The 17,523-nt window shown below is 56.6% G+C and carries 14 protein-coding genes; 11 read left to right on the forward strand and 3 right to left on the reverse strand.

Going from position 1 to position 17,523, the window contains the following annotated elements; translation table 11 throughout:
- Positions 1 to 39 precede the first annotated feature (39 nt).
- A complete protein-coding gene (gene dbpA, locus DBR00_RS04840; protein ID WP_108485902.1) occupies positions 40 to 1,419 on the reverse strand; it encodes an ATP-dependent RNA helicase DbpA in 1,380 nt (459 codons plus the stop codon).
- A 60-nt stretch (positions 1,420 to 1,479) separates the two neighbouring features.
- Complete coding sequence (locus tag DBR00_RS04845) at positions 1,480 to 3,699, reverse strand: primosomal protein N' (protein WP_108485901.1); 2,220 nt, start codon at positions 3,697 to 3,699, stop codon at positions 1,480 to 1,482.
- Between the two features lie 156 nt (positions 3,700 to 3,855).
- Between DBR00_RS04845 and rpmE the strand changes: the two genes are divergently transcribed.
- The 3 genes from rpmE to DBR00_RS04860 all read left to right on the forward strand — a co-directional run bounded on the left by rpmE (position 3,856) and on the right by DBR00_RS04860 (position 6,361).
- Positions 3,856 to 4,071, forward strand: a complete 216-nt coding sequence (rpmE, locus tag DBR00_RS04850) for a 50S ribosomal protein L31 (protein WP_090249983.1) — start codon at positions 3,856 to 3,858, stop codon at positions 4,069 to 4,071.
- A gap of 26 nt (positions 4,072 to 4,097) precedes the next feature.
- Positions 4,098 to 4,898 carry a thermonuclease family protein gene (locus tag DBR00_RS04855; RefSeq protein ID WP_108538046.1) on the forward strand — a complete coding sequence of 267 codons (801 nt, stop codon included), beginning with the start codon at positions 4,098 to 4,100 and terminating at the stop codon, positions 4,896 to 4,898.
- A 194-nt stretch (positions 4,899 to 5,092) separates the two neighbouring features.
- Positions 5,093 to 6,361, forward strand: a complete 1,269-nt coding sequence (locus tag DBR00_RS04860) for a malic enzyme-like NAD(P)-binding protein (protein WP_108486820.1) — start codon at positions 5,093 to 5,095, stop codon at positions 6,359 to 6,361.
- A 101-nt stretch (positions 6,362 to 6,462) separates the two neighbouring features.
- On the opposite strand, the gene DBR00_RS04865 is transcribed toward DBR00_RS04860, so the two are convergent.
- Positions 6,463 to 8,874 (reverse strand): penicillin-binding protein 1A, encoded by a 2,412-nt coding sequence (locus DBR00_RS04865; protein ID WP_371920616.1) that lies wholly within the window; start codon positions 8,872 to 8,874, stop codon positions 6,463 to 6,465.
- Positions 8,875 to 9,058: 184 nt separating this feature from the next.
- On the opposite strand from DBR00_RS04865, the gene DBR00_RS04870 reads away from it, so the two are divergent.
- Genes DBR00_RS04870 through DBR00_RS04905 form a run of 8 tightly spaced genes read left to right on the forward strand, consistent with a single transcriptional unit; the run spans position 9,059 to position 17,298 of the window.
- Positions 9,059 to 10,123: a pilus assembly protein PilM gene (locus tag DBR00_RS04870; RefSeq protein ID WP_108486818.1), complete on the forward strand. Its 1,065-nt coding sequence runs from the start codon at positions 9,059 to 9,061 to the stop codon at positions 10,121 to 10,123.
- Positions 10,123 to 10,695, forward strand: coding sequence for a type 4a pilus biogenesis protein PilN (gene pilN / locus DBR00_RS04875; protein WP_108486817.1), 573 nt, complete (start codon positions 10,123 to 10,125; stop codon positions 10,693 to 10,695). The genes DBR00_RS04870 and pilN overlap by 1 nt, the downstream gene beginning before the upstream one ends.
- Positions 10,692 to 11,315 carry a type 4a pilus biogenesis protein PilO gene (gene pilO, locus DBR00_RS04880; RefSeq protein ID WP_108486816.1) on the forward strand — a complete coding sequence of 208 codons (624 nt, stop codon included), beginning with the start codon at positions 10,692 to 10,694 and terminating at the stop codon, positions 11,313 to 11,315. Before pilN ends, pilO begins: the two co-directional genes overlap by 4 nt.
- Positions 11,312 to 11,836 (forward strand): type 4a pilus biogenesis lipoprotein PilP, encoded by a 525-nt coding sequence (gene pilP / locus DBR00_RS04885; protein WP_108486815.1) that lies wholly within the window; start codon positions 11,312 to 11,314, stop codon positions 11,834 to 11,836. Before pilO ends, pilP begins: the two co-directional genes overlap by 4 nt.
- A 57-nt stretch (positions 11,837 to 11,893) precedes the next feature.
- The gene (gene pilQ / locus DBR00_RS04890) at positions 11,894 to 14,011 is read left to right on the forward strand and encodes a type IV pilus secretin PilQ (RefSeq protein ID WP_108486823.1); all 2,118 of its coding nucleotides are present in this window, start codon (positions 11,894 to 11,896) and stop codon (positions 14,009 to 14,011) included.
- Between the two features lie 4 nt (positions 14,012 to 14,015).
- Positions 14,016 to 14,534: a shikimate kinase AroK gene (gene aroK, locus DBR00_RS04895; RefSeq protein WP_108486814.1), complete on the forward strand. Its 519-nt coding sequence runs from the start codon at positions 14,016 to 14,018 to the stop codon at positions 14,532 to 14,534.
- Between the two features lie 51 nt (positions 14,535 to 14,585).
- Positions 14,586 to 15,689, forward strand: a complete 1,104-nt coding sequence (gene aroB, locus DBR00_RS04900; RefSeq protein WP_108486813.1) for a 3-dehydroquinate synthase — start codon at positions 14,586 to 14,588, stop codon at positions 15,687 to 15,689.
- A gap of 10 nt (positions 15,690 to 15,699) precedes the next feature.
- A complete protein-coding gene (locus DBR00_RS04905; RefSeq protein ID WP_108486812.1) occupies positions 15,700 to 17,298 on the forward strand; it encodes an AAA family ATPase in 1,599 nt (532 codons plus the stop codon).
- Positions 17,299 to 17,523 lie beyond the last annotated feature (225 nt).

Here is a 17,523-nt window from a genome sequence, read left to right on the forward strand (position 1 = left end):
GCGGCAGCCGGTCTCGCCCTTTCTACCAGAATCTGAAGGTTAGAGGGTGCGCACACGCAGTGAGCGACCCTTGATTTTGCCTTCGCTCAGGCGCTTGAGCGCCTGTTTGGCCAGGCTGCGTTCGACCGCCACGTAAGCCTGATAGTCGAAGATGGCAATTTTGCCGACGTGCGCGCCAGGGATGCCTGCTTCTCCGGTCAGTGCGCCGAGGATATCGCCTGGGCGCAGCTTGTCTTTGCGCCCGGCCGCGATGCACAGGGTGATCATGGGGGGGTGCAGCGGTTCACCACCGAGGCTTTTCAGGCTGCTCAGCGGATGCCAGTTGAGCGGTGCCTTCTGCAGGGTTTCGATGGCCTGGGCGCGATGGCCTTCGGCCGGCGCGACCAGACTCATGGCCAGGCCCTTTTCCCCGGCGCGACCGGTACGGCCGACGCGGTGAATGTGAATTTCCGAGTCGCGCGCCAGTTCGACGTTGATCACCATGTCCAGCGCATCGATATCCAGGCCGCGTGCGGCCACATCGGTGGCCACCAGTACGGACAGGCTGCGGTTGGCGAACATCGCCAGTACCTGATCGCGGTCGCGCTGCTCCAGATCGCCATGCAGGGCGGCGGCAGAAATGCCGCTGGCCGCCAGATGATCGACCACTTCCTGGCACTGCTGTTTGGTAAAGCAGAAGGCCACACAGGACTGCGGGCGAAAGCTGGCCAGTAGCTTGACCACGGCCCCCATCCGTTCTTCCGGGGCGATTTCGTAAAAACGCTGTTCGATCTGTGTGTCGTCGTGCAGTGTTTCGGCTTTGACCTGCTGCGGGTCGCGCATAAAGGTCGCGGACAGCTGCTTGATCCCGGCCGGGTAGGTGGCGGAGAACAGCAGGGTCTGCCGGCGCGTCGGAGTTTGGCTGATGATGTCGGCGATGCTGTCGTAGAAACCCATGTCGAGCATGCGGTCGGCTTCATCGAGCACCAGGGTGTTCAGGCCGTCGAGCTTCAGGGTGCCTTTGCTCAGGTGTTGCTGGATGCGCCCCGGGGTGCCGACGATGATCTGCGCGCCGTGTTCCAGCGAGCCGATCTGCGGGCCGAAGGGTACGCCGCCGCACAGGGTGAGGATCTTGATGTTGTCTGCCGCGCGGGCCAGGCGACGCAGCTCTTTGGCCACCTGATCGGCCAGTTCGCGGGTTGGGCACAACACCAGTGCCTGGCAGCCGAAATAGCGAGGGTTGAGCGGGTTGAGCAGGCCGATGCCAAACGCGGCGGTCTTGCCGCTGCCGGTCTTGGCCTGGGCAATCAGGTCCATGCCCTTGAGCATTACCGGCAGGCTCTGCGCCTGGATCGGGGTCATCTCGGTGTAACCGAGGGACTCGAGGTTCGCCAGCATGGCGGCGGAAAGCGGCAGAGAAGAGAAAGCGGTGTGGGTCACGGTACAGGCCTGCTAAACGAAATGACGTGCAGTGTAACAGGCTGCGCGCGGCGGCCTGTCCTAGAACAGATCGATGGGGTCTACGTCCAATGACCAGCGCACCGCACGGCCGCTGGGCATTTGTTCCAGTGCATGCATCCAAGTGTTGAGTAAGCGATGCAGCGGCGCGCGGGCGTTGGCTTGCACCAGCAACTGGGCGCGGTAACGACCGGCGCGGCGTTCCATCGGCGCGGGTACCGGCCCGAGCAGTTCGATGCCGCTGAGTTTCAGTTCATTCAACAACAACTCGGCTTCGGTGCAGGCGTCGTCGAGAAAGCCTTCGGCCTGACCGGGTTTATGCGCTTCGGCGCGCAGCAGGGCGAGGTGGCAGAAGGGTGGCAGGCCGGCACTGCGGCGTTCACTCAGGGCCTGTTCGGCGAAGGCGAAGTAGCCCTGTTCGGTCAGCTGCACCAATAACGGATGGTCGGCCAGGTGGCTCTGGATAATCACCTTGCCCGGCTCTTCGGCACGTCCGGCGCGACCGGCGACCTGCACGATCAGCTGGGCCATGCGTTCGCTGGCGCGAAAATCCGCAGAAAACAGCCCGCCATCGGCATCGAGAATCGCCACCAGGGTCACTCGGGGGAAGTGGTGACCCTTGGCGAGCATCTGCGTGCCGACCAGGATGCACGGCTCGCCGCGTTGTACGGTGTTGAACAGGGTGGCCATGGCTTCCTTGCGCGAGGTGCTGTCGCGGTCGACGCGCAAGACCGGTACCTCGGGGAAGAGAATTTCCAGGCGCTCTTCAGCGCGCTCGGTGCCGGCACCGACAGGGCGCAGGTCGACGTTGTTGCACTTCGGGCAGTTGCTCGGCTGGCGCTCGACGTGGCCGCAGTGGTGGCAACGCAGCTCGCGCGAACGCTGGTGCACGGTCATGCGCGCGTCACAACGCGGGCATTCCGACAGCCAGCCGCAGTCGTGACAGAGCAATGTTGGGGCGAAGCCGCGGCGGTTGAGGAATACCAACACCTGTTGGCCGGCTTGCAAGGTTTGTGCGATGGCCTGCTGCATTGGACCGGAGATGCCGGAATCCAGCGGTCGGCTTTTCACATCCAGGCGCAGAAAACGCGGCTGCTTGGCACCGCCGGCGCGCTCACGCAGGTGCAGCAGGGCGTAACGGCCACTGTGGGCGTTGTGCAGGCTTTCCAGCGAGGGCGTGGCCGAGCCCAGCACGATCGGGATGTTTTCCTGATGCGCGCGTACCACCGCCAGGTCGCGGGCGTGGTAGCGCAGACCTTCCTGCTGTTTATAGGAGGCGTCGTGTTCCTCGTCGATGATGATCAGCCCCGGCCGCTGCATGGGGGTGAACAGCGCCGAGCGGGTGCCGATGATGATATCGGCTTCGCCATCGCGCGCCGCCAGCCAGGCGTCCAGGCGTTCACGGTCATTGACTGCCGAGTGCAGCAGGGCGATGCGCGCGTTGAAGCGCTGCTCGAAACGCGCCAGGGTTTGCGGACCGAGGTTGATCTCCGGGATCAGCACCAGAGCCTGTTTGCCGGCCTCCAGGGTTTCGCGGATCAGCTGCAGGTAGACCTCGGTCTTGCCGCTGCCGGTCACCCCGGCGAGAAGAAAGGCGTTGAAGCTGCCGAAACCTGAGCGGATCGCCTCGCTGGCCGCGCGCTGTTCGGCATTCAGCGGCAGTTCTGGCTGGGCCAGCCAGTTGGCGTGGCGCTTGCTCGGCGCATGGCGGCGTACGTCAACCTGAACCAGGCCTTTCTCCAGCAGCAGGTCGAGGCTGTCCTTATTCAGCTGCAGTTTGCTCAGCAACTGGTGGGCGACCCCGTGGGGGTGCTGCGCGAGGGTGCGCAGGGCGTCGCGCTGGCGTGGCGCGCGGATCAGCCGTGGGTCGTCGAGTTGCGCGCCGTCGCTCACCGACCAGAAACGCTCCTGACGCGCCTCGGCCGGTTCGCCCTGACGCAGCAGCACCGGCAGCGCCCAGTTCAGGGTGTCACCGAGGCTGTGCTGGTAGTACTGCGCGGTCCACAGGCACAGCTTGAACAGCGCCGATGGCAATGGTGACTGGGCGTCAAGCAGGTGTAGGGCGGGCTTGAGCTTGTCGGCCGGCACTTCGCTGTGATCGGTCACTTCTATCAGGATGCCGATCATCTCGCGCCGACCAAACGGCACGCGCAGCCGCGCACCGGGCTGCAAGGCGCTGCGCGGCACACCGAGCGGGGCACGGTAGTCGAACAGGCGGCGCAGCGGCGAAGGCAGGGCGAGGCGCAAAATGACGTCGGGCAAGCGATGGGCTCCTGGTTGCAGGGCGCGATCTTAGCATGCAGCCGGTCGACGGCCGGCCTTGCGTCGCCGCGGTGCTCTGGTATTATCGCCGGCCTATTTCCGTGCGGTACCTGACAATAGTGTCTGGTGGCGGCACGACAGCCCTGAGGAATCATCATGAAAGCCGATATCCACCCGAACTATGTAGCCGTCACCGCCACTTGCAGCTGTGGCAACGTGATCGAAACTCGCTCCACCCTGGCCAAACCACTGAGCCTGGACGTGTGCAACGAGTGCCACCCGTTCTACACCGGCAAGCAGAAAATGCTGGATACCGGCGGCCGTGTTGATCGCTTCAAACAGCGTTTCGGCATGTTCGGCGCCAAGCAGTAAGCGTGCGCGCAGCGACGCAGGCCCACATGGTTTGCACCTCGCTACTGAAAAAGGCGTCCCTCGTGGGCGCCTTTTTCGTTTTCGGCGTTTATGCCGGCGGAGTGTTGGCGTTCTGCCCGGCGCCGGGCAACTTGCCGAGTGCCAAGGTGCAGCGCGTGGTGGATGGCGACACCCTGCGTTTGGTCGATGGCCGCAATGTGCGCTTGATCGGTCTGAACAGCCCGGAAATGGGCCGCCAGGGCCGCTCTGCCGAGCCTTTCGCCGAGGCGGCGCGCAAACGCCTGCAGGCACTGGTGGCGGCCAGTGATGGTCGGGTCTCGTTGCAGTACGGCCAGCAGGCCAAGGATCACTACGGGCGCACCCTGGCGCACGCCTATGACAGCAGCGGGCGCAATCTGGAGGCGCAGTTGCTCGCCGAGGGTTTGGGTTTCCAGGTGGCAGTGGCGCCCAATCTGGCGTTGGTGCAGTGCCAGCAAGACGCCGAGCGCAGCGCCCGGCAGGCCCGTACCGGGCTCTGGCAGCGTTCGCCGGTGCAAGCCGTCGAACAGTTGAGCAGCGGCGGCTTTGCTCTGGTGCAGGGCCAGGTTGAACGTGTCGAGCGCAATGGCGGCGGCCTGTGGCTGGAAATGGGCGATTCGCTGGTGCTGCATATCGCGCCCCGGGCGTTGGGCAATTTTGATCTGCGTGCTGTGCAACGCCTTGAAGGCCGTAAGGTCGAAGCTCGCGGCTGGGTGATCGACCGCTCCAGGCGTGGCGGCTCGCGTGCTGGGCAGGCGCGCTGGATGCTGCCATTGACCGATAAGGCCATGTTGGGTGTGCTGGACTGAGTGACATCGTCACAAGGTGCTGTTAAACGTTTTCTCGAAGAGCGTGGGCTATCCCGCAAAGCCCGTTTCTTCGGGGGTAACGGCCCGTTTCTGGTGCGCCGTACGTAACCGGACTCGCCAGTCTTGTGCAGCTGTATACAACTTGCGTATCCTCGCCGCCTGCCTGTTCAACAGCCCCAAGCGGAAATGCCACCATGTCTGATTTGAAAACAGCCGCTCTCGATTATCACGCCAATCCCCGTCCGGGTAAGTTGAGTGTCGAGCTAACCAAGCCCACCGCAACCGCACGCGACCTGTCCCTGGCTTACAGCCCAGGTGTTGCCGAGCCAGTGCGCGAGATTGCGCGTGACCCGGAGCTGGCGTACCGCTATACCGGCAAAGGCAACCTGGTGGCAGTTATTTCCGACGGTACTGCGATTCTCGGCCTGGGTGATCTTGGCCCGCTGGCCTCCAAGCCGGTTATGGAAGGTAAGGGGGTGCTGTTCAAACGCTTTGCCGGCATTGATGTTTTTGACATTGAAGTCGAGTCCGAAAGCCCACAGGCCTTTATCGACACCGTTCGTCGCATCTCGATCACCTTTGGTGGTATCAACCTGGAAGACATCAAGGCACCCGAGTGCTTTGAGATTGAACGCACGCTGATCGAACAGTGCGATATTCCGGTGTTCCACGACGACCAACACGGTACCGCTATCGTTACTGCGGCCGGTATGCTCAACGCCCTGGAAATCGCCGGCAAGTCCCTGCCGGACGCTAAAATTGTCTGCCTGGGCGCTGGTGCTGCCGCCATCTCCTGCATGAAGTTGCTGGTGAGCATGGGGGCCAAGGTCGAGAACATTTACATGATTGACCGCAAGGGTGTGATTCACGCAGGTCGTGATGATCTGAACCAGTACAAGGCGGTGTTTGCCAGCGAAACCAGCAAGCGCACCCTGTCCGATGCGCTGGATGGTGCGGACGTGTTTGTCGGCCTGTCCGGTGCCAACCTGCTGGCCCCTGAAGATCTCAAGCGCATGGCGGCTAACCCGATTGTGTTCGCCTGCTCCAACCCGGACCCGGAAATCAAGCCGGAGCTGGCGCGTGAGGTGCGTAGCGATGTGATCATGGCCACTGGTCGTTCCGACTACCCGAACCAGGTCAACAACGTTCTTGGCTTCCCGTTCATTTTCCGGGGTGCGCTGGACGTTCGTGCGACCCGTATCAACGAAGAAATGAAAATTGCAGCGGCCCTGGCCCTGCGTGACCTGGCCAAGTTGCCAGTGCCGCAGGAAGTCTGCGATGCGTACGGTGGTATCGCCTTGTCGTTCGGCCCTGAGTACATCATTCCGAAACCGATGGACCCGCGCCTGATTACCGTAGTCTGTGATGCAGTGGCCAAGGCGGCTATCGAGAGCGGTGTGGCGACCCTTCCGTATCCGAAACACTACCCGCTGCAGTCGGTCAACGATGTGTTCAACGGCTAAACCTGCGAATAATAAAAAACCCGCTACGGCGGGTTTTTTATTGCGTGCATATCCGCTTGAGCATTCGGGAGTACGCGTGGCGCGCCCCTGGCCGTGGCGATTTAGAACAGGTCGAGTGGTGCGGCCTCATCTGCCGGCAGTGGGCTACCGGGGATGCTCATGCCTGGGTCGAATTCTCCCATGGGCGGTGGCGAATCTTCGCTCTTGAACAGCTCGAAGTAGGCGTCCGGTGTATCTGGTGTGGCGGCTCGGCCGCTGTGTGGGTCAACGCGCAGCGTCAGGAGGCCTTCGGGTTCGGGCAGCATGTGGCTGGGTTTGTCCTTCAGGGCGGCGCCCATGTAGTCCATCCAGATGGGCAGTGCCACGGTGCCGCCGTATTCATTGCGGCCAAGGCTTTCCGGCTGATCGAAACCCGTCCAGACGGTCGTGATGTAGTCGGCGTTGTAACCGGAGAACCAGCTGTCCTTCGACTCGTTGGTGGTGCCCGTCTTCCCTGCCAGGTCATCCCGGCCCATCGCCATGGCGCGGCGACCGGTGCCGCGCTTGATCACGTCCTGCAGCATGCTGGTCATGATGTAGGCGGTACGGCCATCAATGATCTGTTCGGCCAGGATCGGTTCGGCTGGCACGGGTTGATCGCCCACGATCAGCGTTGCGCTACGCTGCTGGGCACGCTGTTCAATACCTGCGGGGGTTTGTGCCGGGTTGGCGTTGAACAGTTGCTTGCCGTTGCGGTCTTCAATGCGCTCGATCAGGTACGGTTCGATCTTGTAGCCGCCGTTGGCAAAGGTGCTCCAGCCTTCGGCGATCTCCATCGGCGTCAGGCTTGCTGTGCCCAGGGCCAGGGATAGGTTGGGCGGCAGATTCTTGCGCTCAAAACCGAAGCGCTCGATATAGCTCAGCGTGCTGTCGATGCCGAGGTCCTGTAGCAGACGAATCGAAACCAGGTTACGTGAGCGGTACAGCGCTTCGCGCAGGCGAATCGGGCCGAGGAAGGTGTTGTTATCGTTCTTCGGTCGCCAGACCTGCGAAAGCGCATCATCGGCAAATACGATCGGCGCATCGTTCACTAGCGTCGCGGCTGTGTAGCCCTTATCCAGAGCGGCGCTGTAGACGAAGGGCTTGAAGCTTGAGCCTGGCTGGCGCTTAGCCTGAGCCGCACGGTTGTAGTTGCTCTGTTCAAAGGAGAAACCGCCGACCAGCGCGCGAACGGCGCCGTTGTTAGGGTCAAGTGATACCAGCGCACTTTGTGCTGCAGGCAGCTGCACAAAGCGTAGGCTGGCGTCGTCCTGGCGCTGTACGCGAATCAGGTCACCAATCTGGCTGACATCCGCTGGCTGCTGTGGGCGTGGGCCGAGGCTGTTGGTGTTAAGGAAGGGGCGTGCCCATTTCATGCTATCCCAGGCCACAGCCTGCTCTTCGCCGTTGCGTAACAACACCAGAATCCCGCTTTTTTCCACGCTGGTAACAATGGCGGGCTCCAGGCCGCCAAGGGATGTCTGCTTGCTCAGTGCGCTTAGCCAGTTCTCCTTGGTCATGCCCGGCAGGCGGCTTTCCGGTCCACGGTAGCCATGGCGCTGGTCGTAGGCAATCAAACCTTCGCGCACAGCGCTGTTGGCGGCGATTTGCAGGTCACTGGGCACAGTGGTGGTGACGTTGAAACCCTCGGTATAAGCCTCGCTGCCATACCGACCGACCATTTCAGCGCGGGCCATTTCGGCAATATAAGGCGCAACCAGTTCCGGGGCAGGAACGTGGTAACTCACGTTGATCGGTTCTGCCAGGGCTTCGTCGTAGCGCTGCTTGTCGATCCTGCCAAGGTTGTGCATGCGGCCCAAAATCCAGTTGCGGCGTTCAAGTGCGCGCGTTGGGTTCACCAACGGGTTGAAGCGCGAGGGTGCCTTGGGCAGGCCGGCAATCATGGCCATTTGCGCCAGGCTGGTGTCACGGATCGACTTGCCGTAATAGACCTGGGCGGCCGCTTCTATACCGTAAGCACGGTTCCCCAGGTAAATCTTGTTCACATAAAGTTCAAGAATTTCATTCTTACTAAGTTCTCGTTCAATTTGCAGTGCAAGAAGTATCTCGTTGATCTTGCGAGAGAAACTTCGTTCACTGGTAAGAAAGAAATTCTTCGCCACCTGCATGGTGATGGTGCTGCCACCCGTTTGGATCTGCCCGCTTTTCACGATTTGCGTTGCAGCGCGCATCAGGCTGGTAAGGTCAACGCCATAATGGTTGGCAAAATTGTCGTCTTCGGCGGCGAGCAGCGCGCTGATGAAGTCCTGGGGGATGTCGGCAAAGGCGATAGGCGAACGGCGCATTTCGCCAAACTCGGCGATCAGTTTGGCATCGCTGCTGTAGACCCGCAGCGGGATCTGCAACTGGATGCTGCGCAAAGATTCGACGGATGGAAGGCTGGGGCTAAGATAGAGGAAGGCTCCGCTGAAACTGAGCACCAAGCCACAAAAAACGGCGAGGCAGGACCAGCAGAAAAAACGCAAAAGACGCATCAAGATTTTTGGATTTCCAGATAAAAGAACGAGTTAAGCCGAACACAAGGTTAAAAGAGAAAAACTGATCACATTATAAGCGGTTTTTTTGCTGGGTAGCCATTTGCGCTTCTGTCAAGACTGTTATTTAATGTGAAAAAACATAAATAGTCCGTAAGTCGCGGATGCCAATAGGAAATCGGTCGTGCTAGGGCTCTTCAATAAGAAAGCGAATACGCTACTCGGGATCGATATCAGTTCGACCTCCGTCAAGCTCCTCGAATTGAGCCGCTCTGGAAGCCGCTTCAAGGTAGAGGCATACGCGGTCGAGCCGCTCCCGCCAAACGCAGTGGTTGAAAAGAACATTGCTGAGCTGGAGGGTGTCGGGCAGGCTCTTTCGCGTGTTTTGGCAAAAGCCAAGAGCGGTGTGAAAGTCGCCGCTGTAGCGGTTGCCGGCTCAGCCGTCATCACCAAGACCATCGAGATGGAAGCAGGTCTTTCAGATGATGAGCTGGAAAATCAGCTGAAGATTGAGGCCGATCAGTACATCCCCTATCCGCTAGAAGAAGTCGCAATCGACTTTGAAGAGCAAGGGCCATCTGCACGCAATGCTGATCGCGTTGAAGTCTTGCTCGCGGCATGTCGTAAAGAAAACGTTGAAGTGCGAGAGGCTGCCCTTGCTCTGGCAGGGCTTACAGCCAAGGTTGTTGATGTTGAAGCTTATGCGCTTGAACGCGCATATGGTCTGCTGGTTCAGCAGCTTGGCGGTGATCGCGACGAACTGACGGTTGCTGTTGTCGATATTGGCGCCACCATGACTACGTTAAGCGTGCTGCACAATGGCCGCACCATCTACACCCGCGAGCAACTGTTTGGCGGCAAGCAGCTCACTGAAGAGATCCAGCGCCGCTATGGTCTTTCCGTAGAAGAAGCAGGTCTTGCCAAAAAGCAAGGCGGCCTACCAGACGACTATGAAAGTGAAGTGTTGCAGCCGTTCAAAGAGGCGGTCGTTCAGCAAGTTGCCCGCTCTCTGCAGTTCTTCTTTGCGGCTGGCCAGTTCAATGATGTGGATTACATCTTACTGGCTGGCGGTACCGCATCAATTCCAGATCTAGATCGCCTTATTCAACAGAAAATAGGCACCCAGACACTGGTCGCCAATCCATTCGCTGAAATGGCATTAAGCAGCAAAGTTAATGCTGGTGCCCTTGCAAGCGATGCGCCCGCACTAATGATTGCCTGCGGTCTGGCGATGAGGAGTTTTGATTAATGGCACGTATTAACTTACTCCCATGGCGGGAGCAATTACGTGAAGAGCGTAAACAGCGTTTTCTTGTCACACTTGCTGGGGTTTTTATAGTTGCAGCAGGCTTTGTTTTTCTCGGGGACCAATACCTTAGTGGTGCGATTGAGCAGCAAGATGCGCGAAATGAGTTTGTTCGTAAAGAGATTGCCGTTCTAGATGCGCGCATAAAGGAAATTAGTGAGCTTAAAACACGCCGCCAGCAGTTGCTTGAGCGTATGAAGATTATTCAGGATCTTCAAGGTAACCGACCAATTATTGGGCGTGTTTTTGACCAGCTAGTTAGAACACTTCCTGATGGCGTGCATTTTACTGGCGTGAAAATGACCGGGAAAAGTATTGCGATCGTTGGTGCTGCTGAGTCTAATAATCGGGTTTCTAATTTGATGCGAAACCTAGATGCATCAGATTGGTTAACAGCGCCTAATCTTACTGAAGTTAAATCTGTGACTGCAGGTGCAGTTGATCAGGCGAACATATTTCAGCTAACGGTTCAGCAAACTCAGCCTGATTTGGCTGTTGAGGAGAGTAAGCAATGAGCCTCAATGACTCTTTGGAGAGTTTGCGTAAAATTGATCTGAATGACCTTGATCTTAACAACGTTGGGTCTTGGCCGGCGGCTGTAAAGATTATTGCGGGTGTTATTCTATTGGTTGCAGTTTTGGCGCTTGGCTATAACTTTCATTTAAAAGATTTGCAGGCTCAGTTGGAAATTAAGCAAGTTGAAGAAGTTGCTCTGAAGGATCAGTTTTCAACTAAGGCGTTTCAGGCCGCCAATTTGGATGCCTATAAAGAACAGATGCAAGAGATGGAGGTATCTTTTGGTGCCCTTCTGAAGCAGTTGCCCAGCGATACGGAAGTTCCCGGTTTGCTGGAAGATATTACTCGAACTGGGCTGGGTAGTGGCTTGGAGTTTGAAGAGATCAAGCTCTTGCCAGAGGTTGCTCAACAGTTCTATATCGAATTACCTATTCAGATTACTGTTGTTGGGTCTTATCATGATTTAGCGACTTTTGTCAGTGGTGTTGCAAGTCTCCCGAGGATTGTAACTTTGCATGATTTTAGTTTGATTTCCGCTGATCTAGATGGCGCGTCGAAATTAAGAATGAATATTCTGGCTAAAACCTATCGTTATAATGATAAGGGGGCGCAGCCATGAGGGTTTGTTTAAGTTTTCTTTCTCTTTCTTTTATGTTTATTGCTGGGTGTGGTGCCGGAGGAGATTTTTCAGATCTTCAGGGTTATATGGATGAGGTGCGTACTCGCCCTAAAGGTGAGATTGAGCCGATGCCAAAATTTTTGCCTTATGAAAGCTTTGCTTACAGTGCTGCCGCGCTTAGAAGTCCTTTCCAGCCTCCCGTAAAGTTAGAGATGGCTGCAAGGCAGAAAGGGTTGCAGGGAATAAAACCTGATGAGGCTCGTACGAAACAGTTTCTTGAAGGTTTTAACATAGAAACCTTCGCTATGGTTGGTACTCTTGCGAACGACTCTGGAGTTTTTGCGCTGATTAGCGGGGTCAGTGGGGTTCATCGGGTTAGGGTTGGCGATTATTTGGGGCGCAACTACGGGCGTATAATTACTATCGATGAATCTAAAATCGATGTAGTGGAAATTGTGCCTGATGGTGAGGGGGGCTGGTTAGAGCGCCCGCGAACGTTATCTCTTAAAGAGCGCTCTTGAAGCTAGAGCGGAGTAAATATGAAAAAGAATAACCAATCTGCTCGGCGGAATATGATGATGAATAACTCCATTTTGTCGATAGGGCTCTCGCTTATTGTTGTGCTTTTTTCTCCTCCAGTCTTGTCTGCTAACTTACAGGCTCTTGATGTTGCTACACTGCCTGGTGACCGAGTTGAGTTGAAACTTTCGTTTGATGAGCCTGTGTTGGCGCCGCGTGGCTATACGATTGAGCAGCCTGCTCGCATTGCTCTCGATTTGCCAGGTGTATCAAACAAGCTTGGGGCTAAGAATCGTGAGCTAGGTGTTGGTAATGCGCGTAGTGTGACTGTTGTTGAGGCTGGAGATCGCACTCGCCTGATCATTAATTTAACAAGTCTTGTTCCATATCAGACACGTGCTGATGGTAATAGCCTATATGTGACTGTTGGTGATGGTGGCTTGGTCACTGTGCCAGCTACGAGCAATCCCTTGGTTGCTAAAACTACAGTGCCAGCAATTAAAAAATATATTCCTCAGTCCAGGGAGATTGGCGGTATTGATTTTCAGCGTGGCGAACTTGGGGAAGGAAATATAGTTATTAGTTTGTCTGATGCTTCTGTTGCTCCTGATATACAGGAGCAGGATGGAAAAATTCGTCTGGATTTTGCTAAGACTAGCCTCCCCGAGGCTCTTCGAGTGAAGTTGGATGTTAAGGATTTTGCTACGCCTGTCCAGTTCATTACATCGACAGGCGTAGGTGATAAGGCAAGTGTTATTATTGAGCCTGCCGGTGTATATGACTATCTGGCGTATCAGGCAGATAATAAGCTAACGATTAGTGTGAAACCATTGACCCAGAATGAGGTTGAAAGGAGGAAGGCGGAGAGTTTTGCGTATTCTGGGGAGAAACTTTCTCTTAATTTTCAGGATATTGATGTTCGATCGGTTTTACAGTTGATTGCAGATTTTACTGACTTAAACCTTGTTGCAAGTGACACTGTTTCTGGGAATATCACTCTGCGCTTGCAGAATGTGCCTTGGGATCAGGCGTTGGATCTTGTTCTGAAAACTAAGGGTTTAGATAAGCGCAAGGTTGGTAATGTTTTGATGGTGGCACCGGCAGATGAAATCGCCGCTAGAGAGCGTCAAGAGTTAGAGGCTCAGAAACAAGTGGCGGAACTTGCTCCTTTGCGCAAGGATGTTATTCAGCTTAATTATGCCAAGGCCTCTGATATAGCAAAAATATATGAGGATAATGATTCGAAAGGGGTGTTAAAAGATGATATGCGGGGGGCTGTCATTTCTGATGATAGAACTAATACCCTCATAATTACACTCACTCAAGAGCGAATTGATGAGCTTCGCCGTATTATTACTCAATTAGATATACCTGTAAGGCAGGTCATGATTGAGGCTCGTATAGTTGAGGCAAATGTTGATTTTGACAAGTCTCTGGGCGTTCGCTGGGGCGGCAACCTTTGGGCTGGGGATAGTGGCAAATGGCTGGGTTATGGTAAGAACGGGAGTTTGACAGTCGAAGATGATGACGAAAGTCGAGTGGGTCAATTCGCAGGTAAGCTAAAGATTCCAGCTAACACACCTTTTGTCGATCTTGGGGCTGCTGGTGCAACTACTGGCATTGGTATTGGATTTATCACTGATAACGCAATTCTGGATCTTCAGCTGAGTGCTATGGAAAAGACCGGGTCTGGAGAGGTTGTTTCGCAGCCTAAGGTTGTAACTGCGGACAAAGAGACTGCAAAAATATTGAAAGGCCAAGAAGTTCCATACCAAGAAGCTAGTTCAAGTGGTGCAACAAGTACATCGTTTAAGCAGGCTGCTTTATCTCTTGAGGTTACACCGCAAATAACACCAGACAGTCGTGTCATCGTTGAGGTTAAGGTAACAAAAGATGCTCCAGATTTCTCGCAGGCTGCTGCTACCGGTGGTGTGCCGTCAATAAATAAGAACGAAGTTAATGCGAAGGTTCTTGTTGCGGATGGTGAGACTATTGTTATAGGTGGTGTTTTTTCTAACACTCAATCGAAGTCAGTTGATAAGGTGCCATTCTTGGGGGATATACCCTATGTAGGGCGTTTGTTCCGTCGTGATCTAGTTCAGGACAAGAAGTCAGAGCTGCTGATTTTCCTGACTCCGCGAATCATGAACAACCAAGCTGTCGCGGTGAGTCGTTGATTCAGTGCAAAATTTGATTCTTGTTGGCCCGATGGGGGCGGGAAAGAGCACCATCGGGCGTCTATTGGCTAAAGAGTTGCGGTTGCCGTTCAAGGATTCTGATAAGGAAATTGAGCAGCGCACAGGGGCGGATATTCCTTGGATATTCGATGTCGAGGGAGAGCAGGGCTTTCGTGAGCGTGAGCAGGCGGTAATAGTCGAACTCTGTGATGTTGATGGCATGGTATTAGCGACGGGGGGCGGTGCTGTTATGCGTGCTGAAAACCGCGCGGCTCTGAAGCGTGGTGGCCATGTGGTTTATTTGCATGCTTCTGTTGAGCAGCAGGTGGATCGCACTTCGCGAGACCGCAATCGACCGTTGTTGCGTGCGGCAGATCCAGGCAAGGTTTTGGCAGAGCTGTTCGCGGTTCGTGATCCGCTGTACCGCGAGGTTGCCGATATTGTCGTGGAAACCGACGAGCGTCCTCCGCGTTTGGTCGTGCAAGAGATTCTTGAGCGCCTTGCGGTGCTTTCTCCCCGTTAAAGCGCAGGCGTAACTGCGCTATCCTAGCCCCCTTTGTTATCTGGGGGTTTTATGCAGACTCTTCATGTCGATCTTGGTGAACGCAGCTATCCGATCTATATCGGTGCCGAGCTGTTGGCTCGTGCTGATTTGTTGGCGGCCCATATTGTCGGTCGACAAGTCGCGATAGTGACCAATGAGACAGTTGCTCCCCTTTACCTTGCTACGCTTGAGCGTTCGCTCGCAGGCTATGCCGTTGCCTCTGTTGTTTTGCCTGATGGTGAGAGTTACAAAACCTGGGAAACACTGCAGCTGGTTTTTGATGGACTGCTGGGGGCGCGACATGATCGACGCACAACGGTGATTGCCCTGGGGGGGGGGGTGATTGGTGATATGGCGGGTTTTGCGGCTGCCTGTTATCAGCGTGGCGTGAACTTTATCCAGGTACCGACAACGCTATTGTCCCAGGTCGATTCATCCGTTGGCGGCAAGACGGGTATTAATCATCCGCTGGGTAAAAATATGGTGGGCGCGTTTTACCAGCCGCAAGCCGTGTTGATTGATACGGCCACGCTGGTTACTTTGCCGGCTCGTGAGCTATCTGCTGGTCTTGCGGAAGTAATCAAGTATGGCCTGATCTGTGACGAGCCTTTCCTGTCCTGGCTTGAGGAGCACATGCTTGCATTGCGTTGTCTGGATCAGCAGGCGTTGACGGCCGCTATTGCTCACTCCTGTGCTGCCAAGGCGCGGGTGGTGGCTGCGGATGAGCGTGAGTCTGGTGTGCGTGCCACCTTGAACCTCGGGCACACTTTTGGCCATGCCATAGAGACGCATCAGGGTTACGGTGTCTGGTTGCATGGTGAGGCTGTTGCCGCCGGTACGGTCATGGCGTTGGATATGTCCGAGCGCCTGGGCTGGATTACGGCTGCTGAGCGTGAGCGGGTGGTGCGCTTATTTGTCACGGCCGGTTTGCCTGTGGTGCCGCCGCAAGATATGACAGCCGAGGATTTTATGGAGCATATGGCGGTCGACAAAAAGGTCCTCGATGGCAAATTGCGCTTGGTGTTGTTGCGCGGCTTGGGCGAGGCGGTGGTAACCGGTGACTTTCCCCGGGAAATTTTGAATGCCACGCTGAGCGCAGATTATGCGGCGCAGCTGGCTCAGCTTAAAAACTAACGAGTGGCCCATGACAAGTTTGCATGCTGACGAGGCGTTTCTCGATCACTACCAGTTCACTCATGACCCCTTCGCATCGCGAGTGCCAGGGTTCAAGTTCTTTCCAGCGCAGCGCAAGCCGGTATTGGGGCAGCTGCATCACCTGGCGCGCTACAGCCAGTTGTTGTTGGTGGTCAGCGGCCCGGATGGCAGCGGTAAGACGCTGCTGCGTCAGGCGTTGGTAGCGAGTACCAACAAGCAGGCCGTGCAGAGCATTGTGGTTTCTGCGAAGGGCTCTTCTGATCCTGCAAGCATTCTGCGTCAGGTTGCTCAGGGCTTGCAGGTGCAGCGTCCAGAGTTGCCGGCGATTCTGGCGCAGGTCGGTCAGTTGGCGCTGACTGGGCAGGAAGTTTATGTGCTCGTCGATGATGCCGAGGACCTCAGTGATGCCGCGCTGACCAGTCTGTTGAGTTTGGCTGTTGGCAATGCCGAGGGGCGGCCTCACGTGTTTCTGTTCGCCGAGTCGCAGTTGTTGCTGCGTCTTGAGCAGGTTGCTGCGGGCGATGAATGCTTCCACGTCATTGAGCTGCAACCCTATAGCGAAGACGAGACCCGGGAGTACATGGCGCAGCGCCTTGAGGGAGCTGGGCAGGGAATTGAACTCTTCAGTGATGATCAGGTTGCCGACATTCATGAGCAGTCCGGCGGTTGGCCGGGTGCGATCAACCAGGTCGCCCGCGAAATACTGCTGGATTCGATGCTGGCGCGGCGCGGTGCGGCGAGCCGTGGTGGGTTTGCCTTTAGTCTGCCGCGCAAGCATTTGCTGGCGCTGTGTGTCGTCGCTATCGGTATTCTCGCCGCCTGGTTTATGCAGGGGCGTGTGGTTGAGGATGTCGAGGCGCCAATGATTGCGCAGTTGCCCCTGGGCGGCGCTGTGCCACCGGCTGTGGCAGTGGACGCGGCAGCGCCTGCTGCGCCTGCGGTTGCACCTGCTATTCAGTTTGAGGGGGCCAACCAGCCGTTACCGCTGCCTTTGGTGGGTGAGGCGCAACCGGTGATACGTGAGCCTCTGGCTCAGGCGGCTGGATTGAGCGGTGCGGAGGAGTCAGATGTGGCGGGTGCGGCCACAGCTCCTGAGCTGGTAGCTGAGGCTGCTCCGGTGCGATCTGCGACGATCCCGGTCGTCCCGGCTACGCCAGTTGCACCTCCTGTGGCTGAACCTGTGAAAGTTGCACCGCCGGTCGCTCCGGTGGTCAAGCCCGTGGCGCCAGTTGTTGCTGCTGCGCCATTAAGTAAGCCGCTGGTCTCAGTTGCTCCGGCCAAGCCCGCGGCTTCGGCGGTGGGGGGCGACTGGTATGCAGCCCAGGCTGGTTCGCGTTTTACCCTGCAGATCCTCGGTGCGCGACTGGAAAGTGGTGCGCAGGCTTTTGTAAAAGCCCATGGCGCGGATTACCACTATTTCAAGAAGCAGCATCAGGGTAAGCCGCTGTACGTGGTGACGTATGGCAGCTTTGCAACCCGTGAGGCTGCTCAGGCGGCCTTGCGCACCCTGCCCGCCAAGGTGCAGGCTGGTAAGCCATGGCCGCGCAACTTTGCTGGGATCCAGCAAGAGATTGCTAAGGCGCGCTAGCTGATACACTTCAGCGCTTGCGCTGACTGGTTGGTCGCTACCACGACCTTCCGGTCTAATCCTTCGTTTTCGCGACATATGTTTTCAAGGCGTCGTCACTAAGATTTGTGACGGCCTAGGTGGGTATGTACAATGACCACCCTTTCGCCTGCGCAAAGCTGGGGCTTCGTCCTGCGCGTATGGTAAGTGGTTGAATTAGAAAGTAATTGCCTTGTGATAGGCCGT

Source organism: Pseudomonas sp. HMWF032 (assembly GCF_003060885.1).
Taxonomy (GTDB): domain Bacteria; phylum Pseudomonadota; class Gammaproteobacteria; order Pseudomonadales; family Pseudomonadaceae; genus Aquipseudomonas.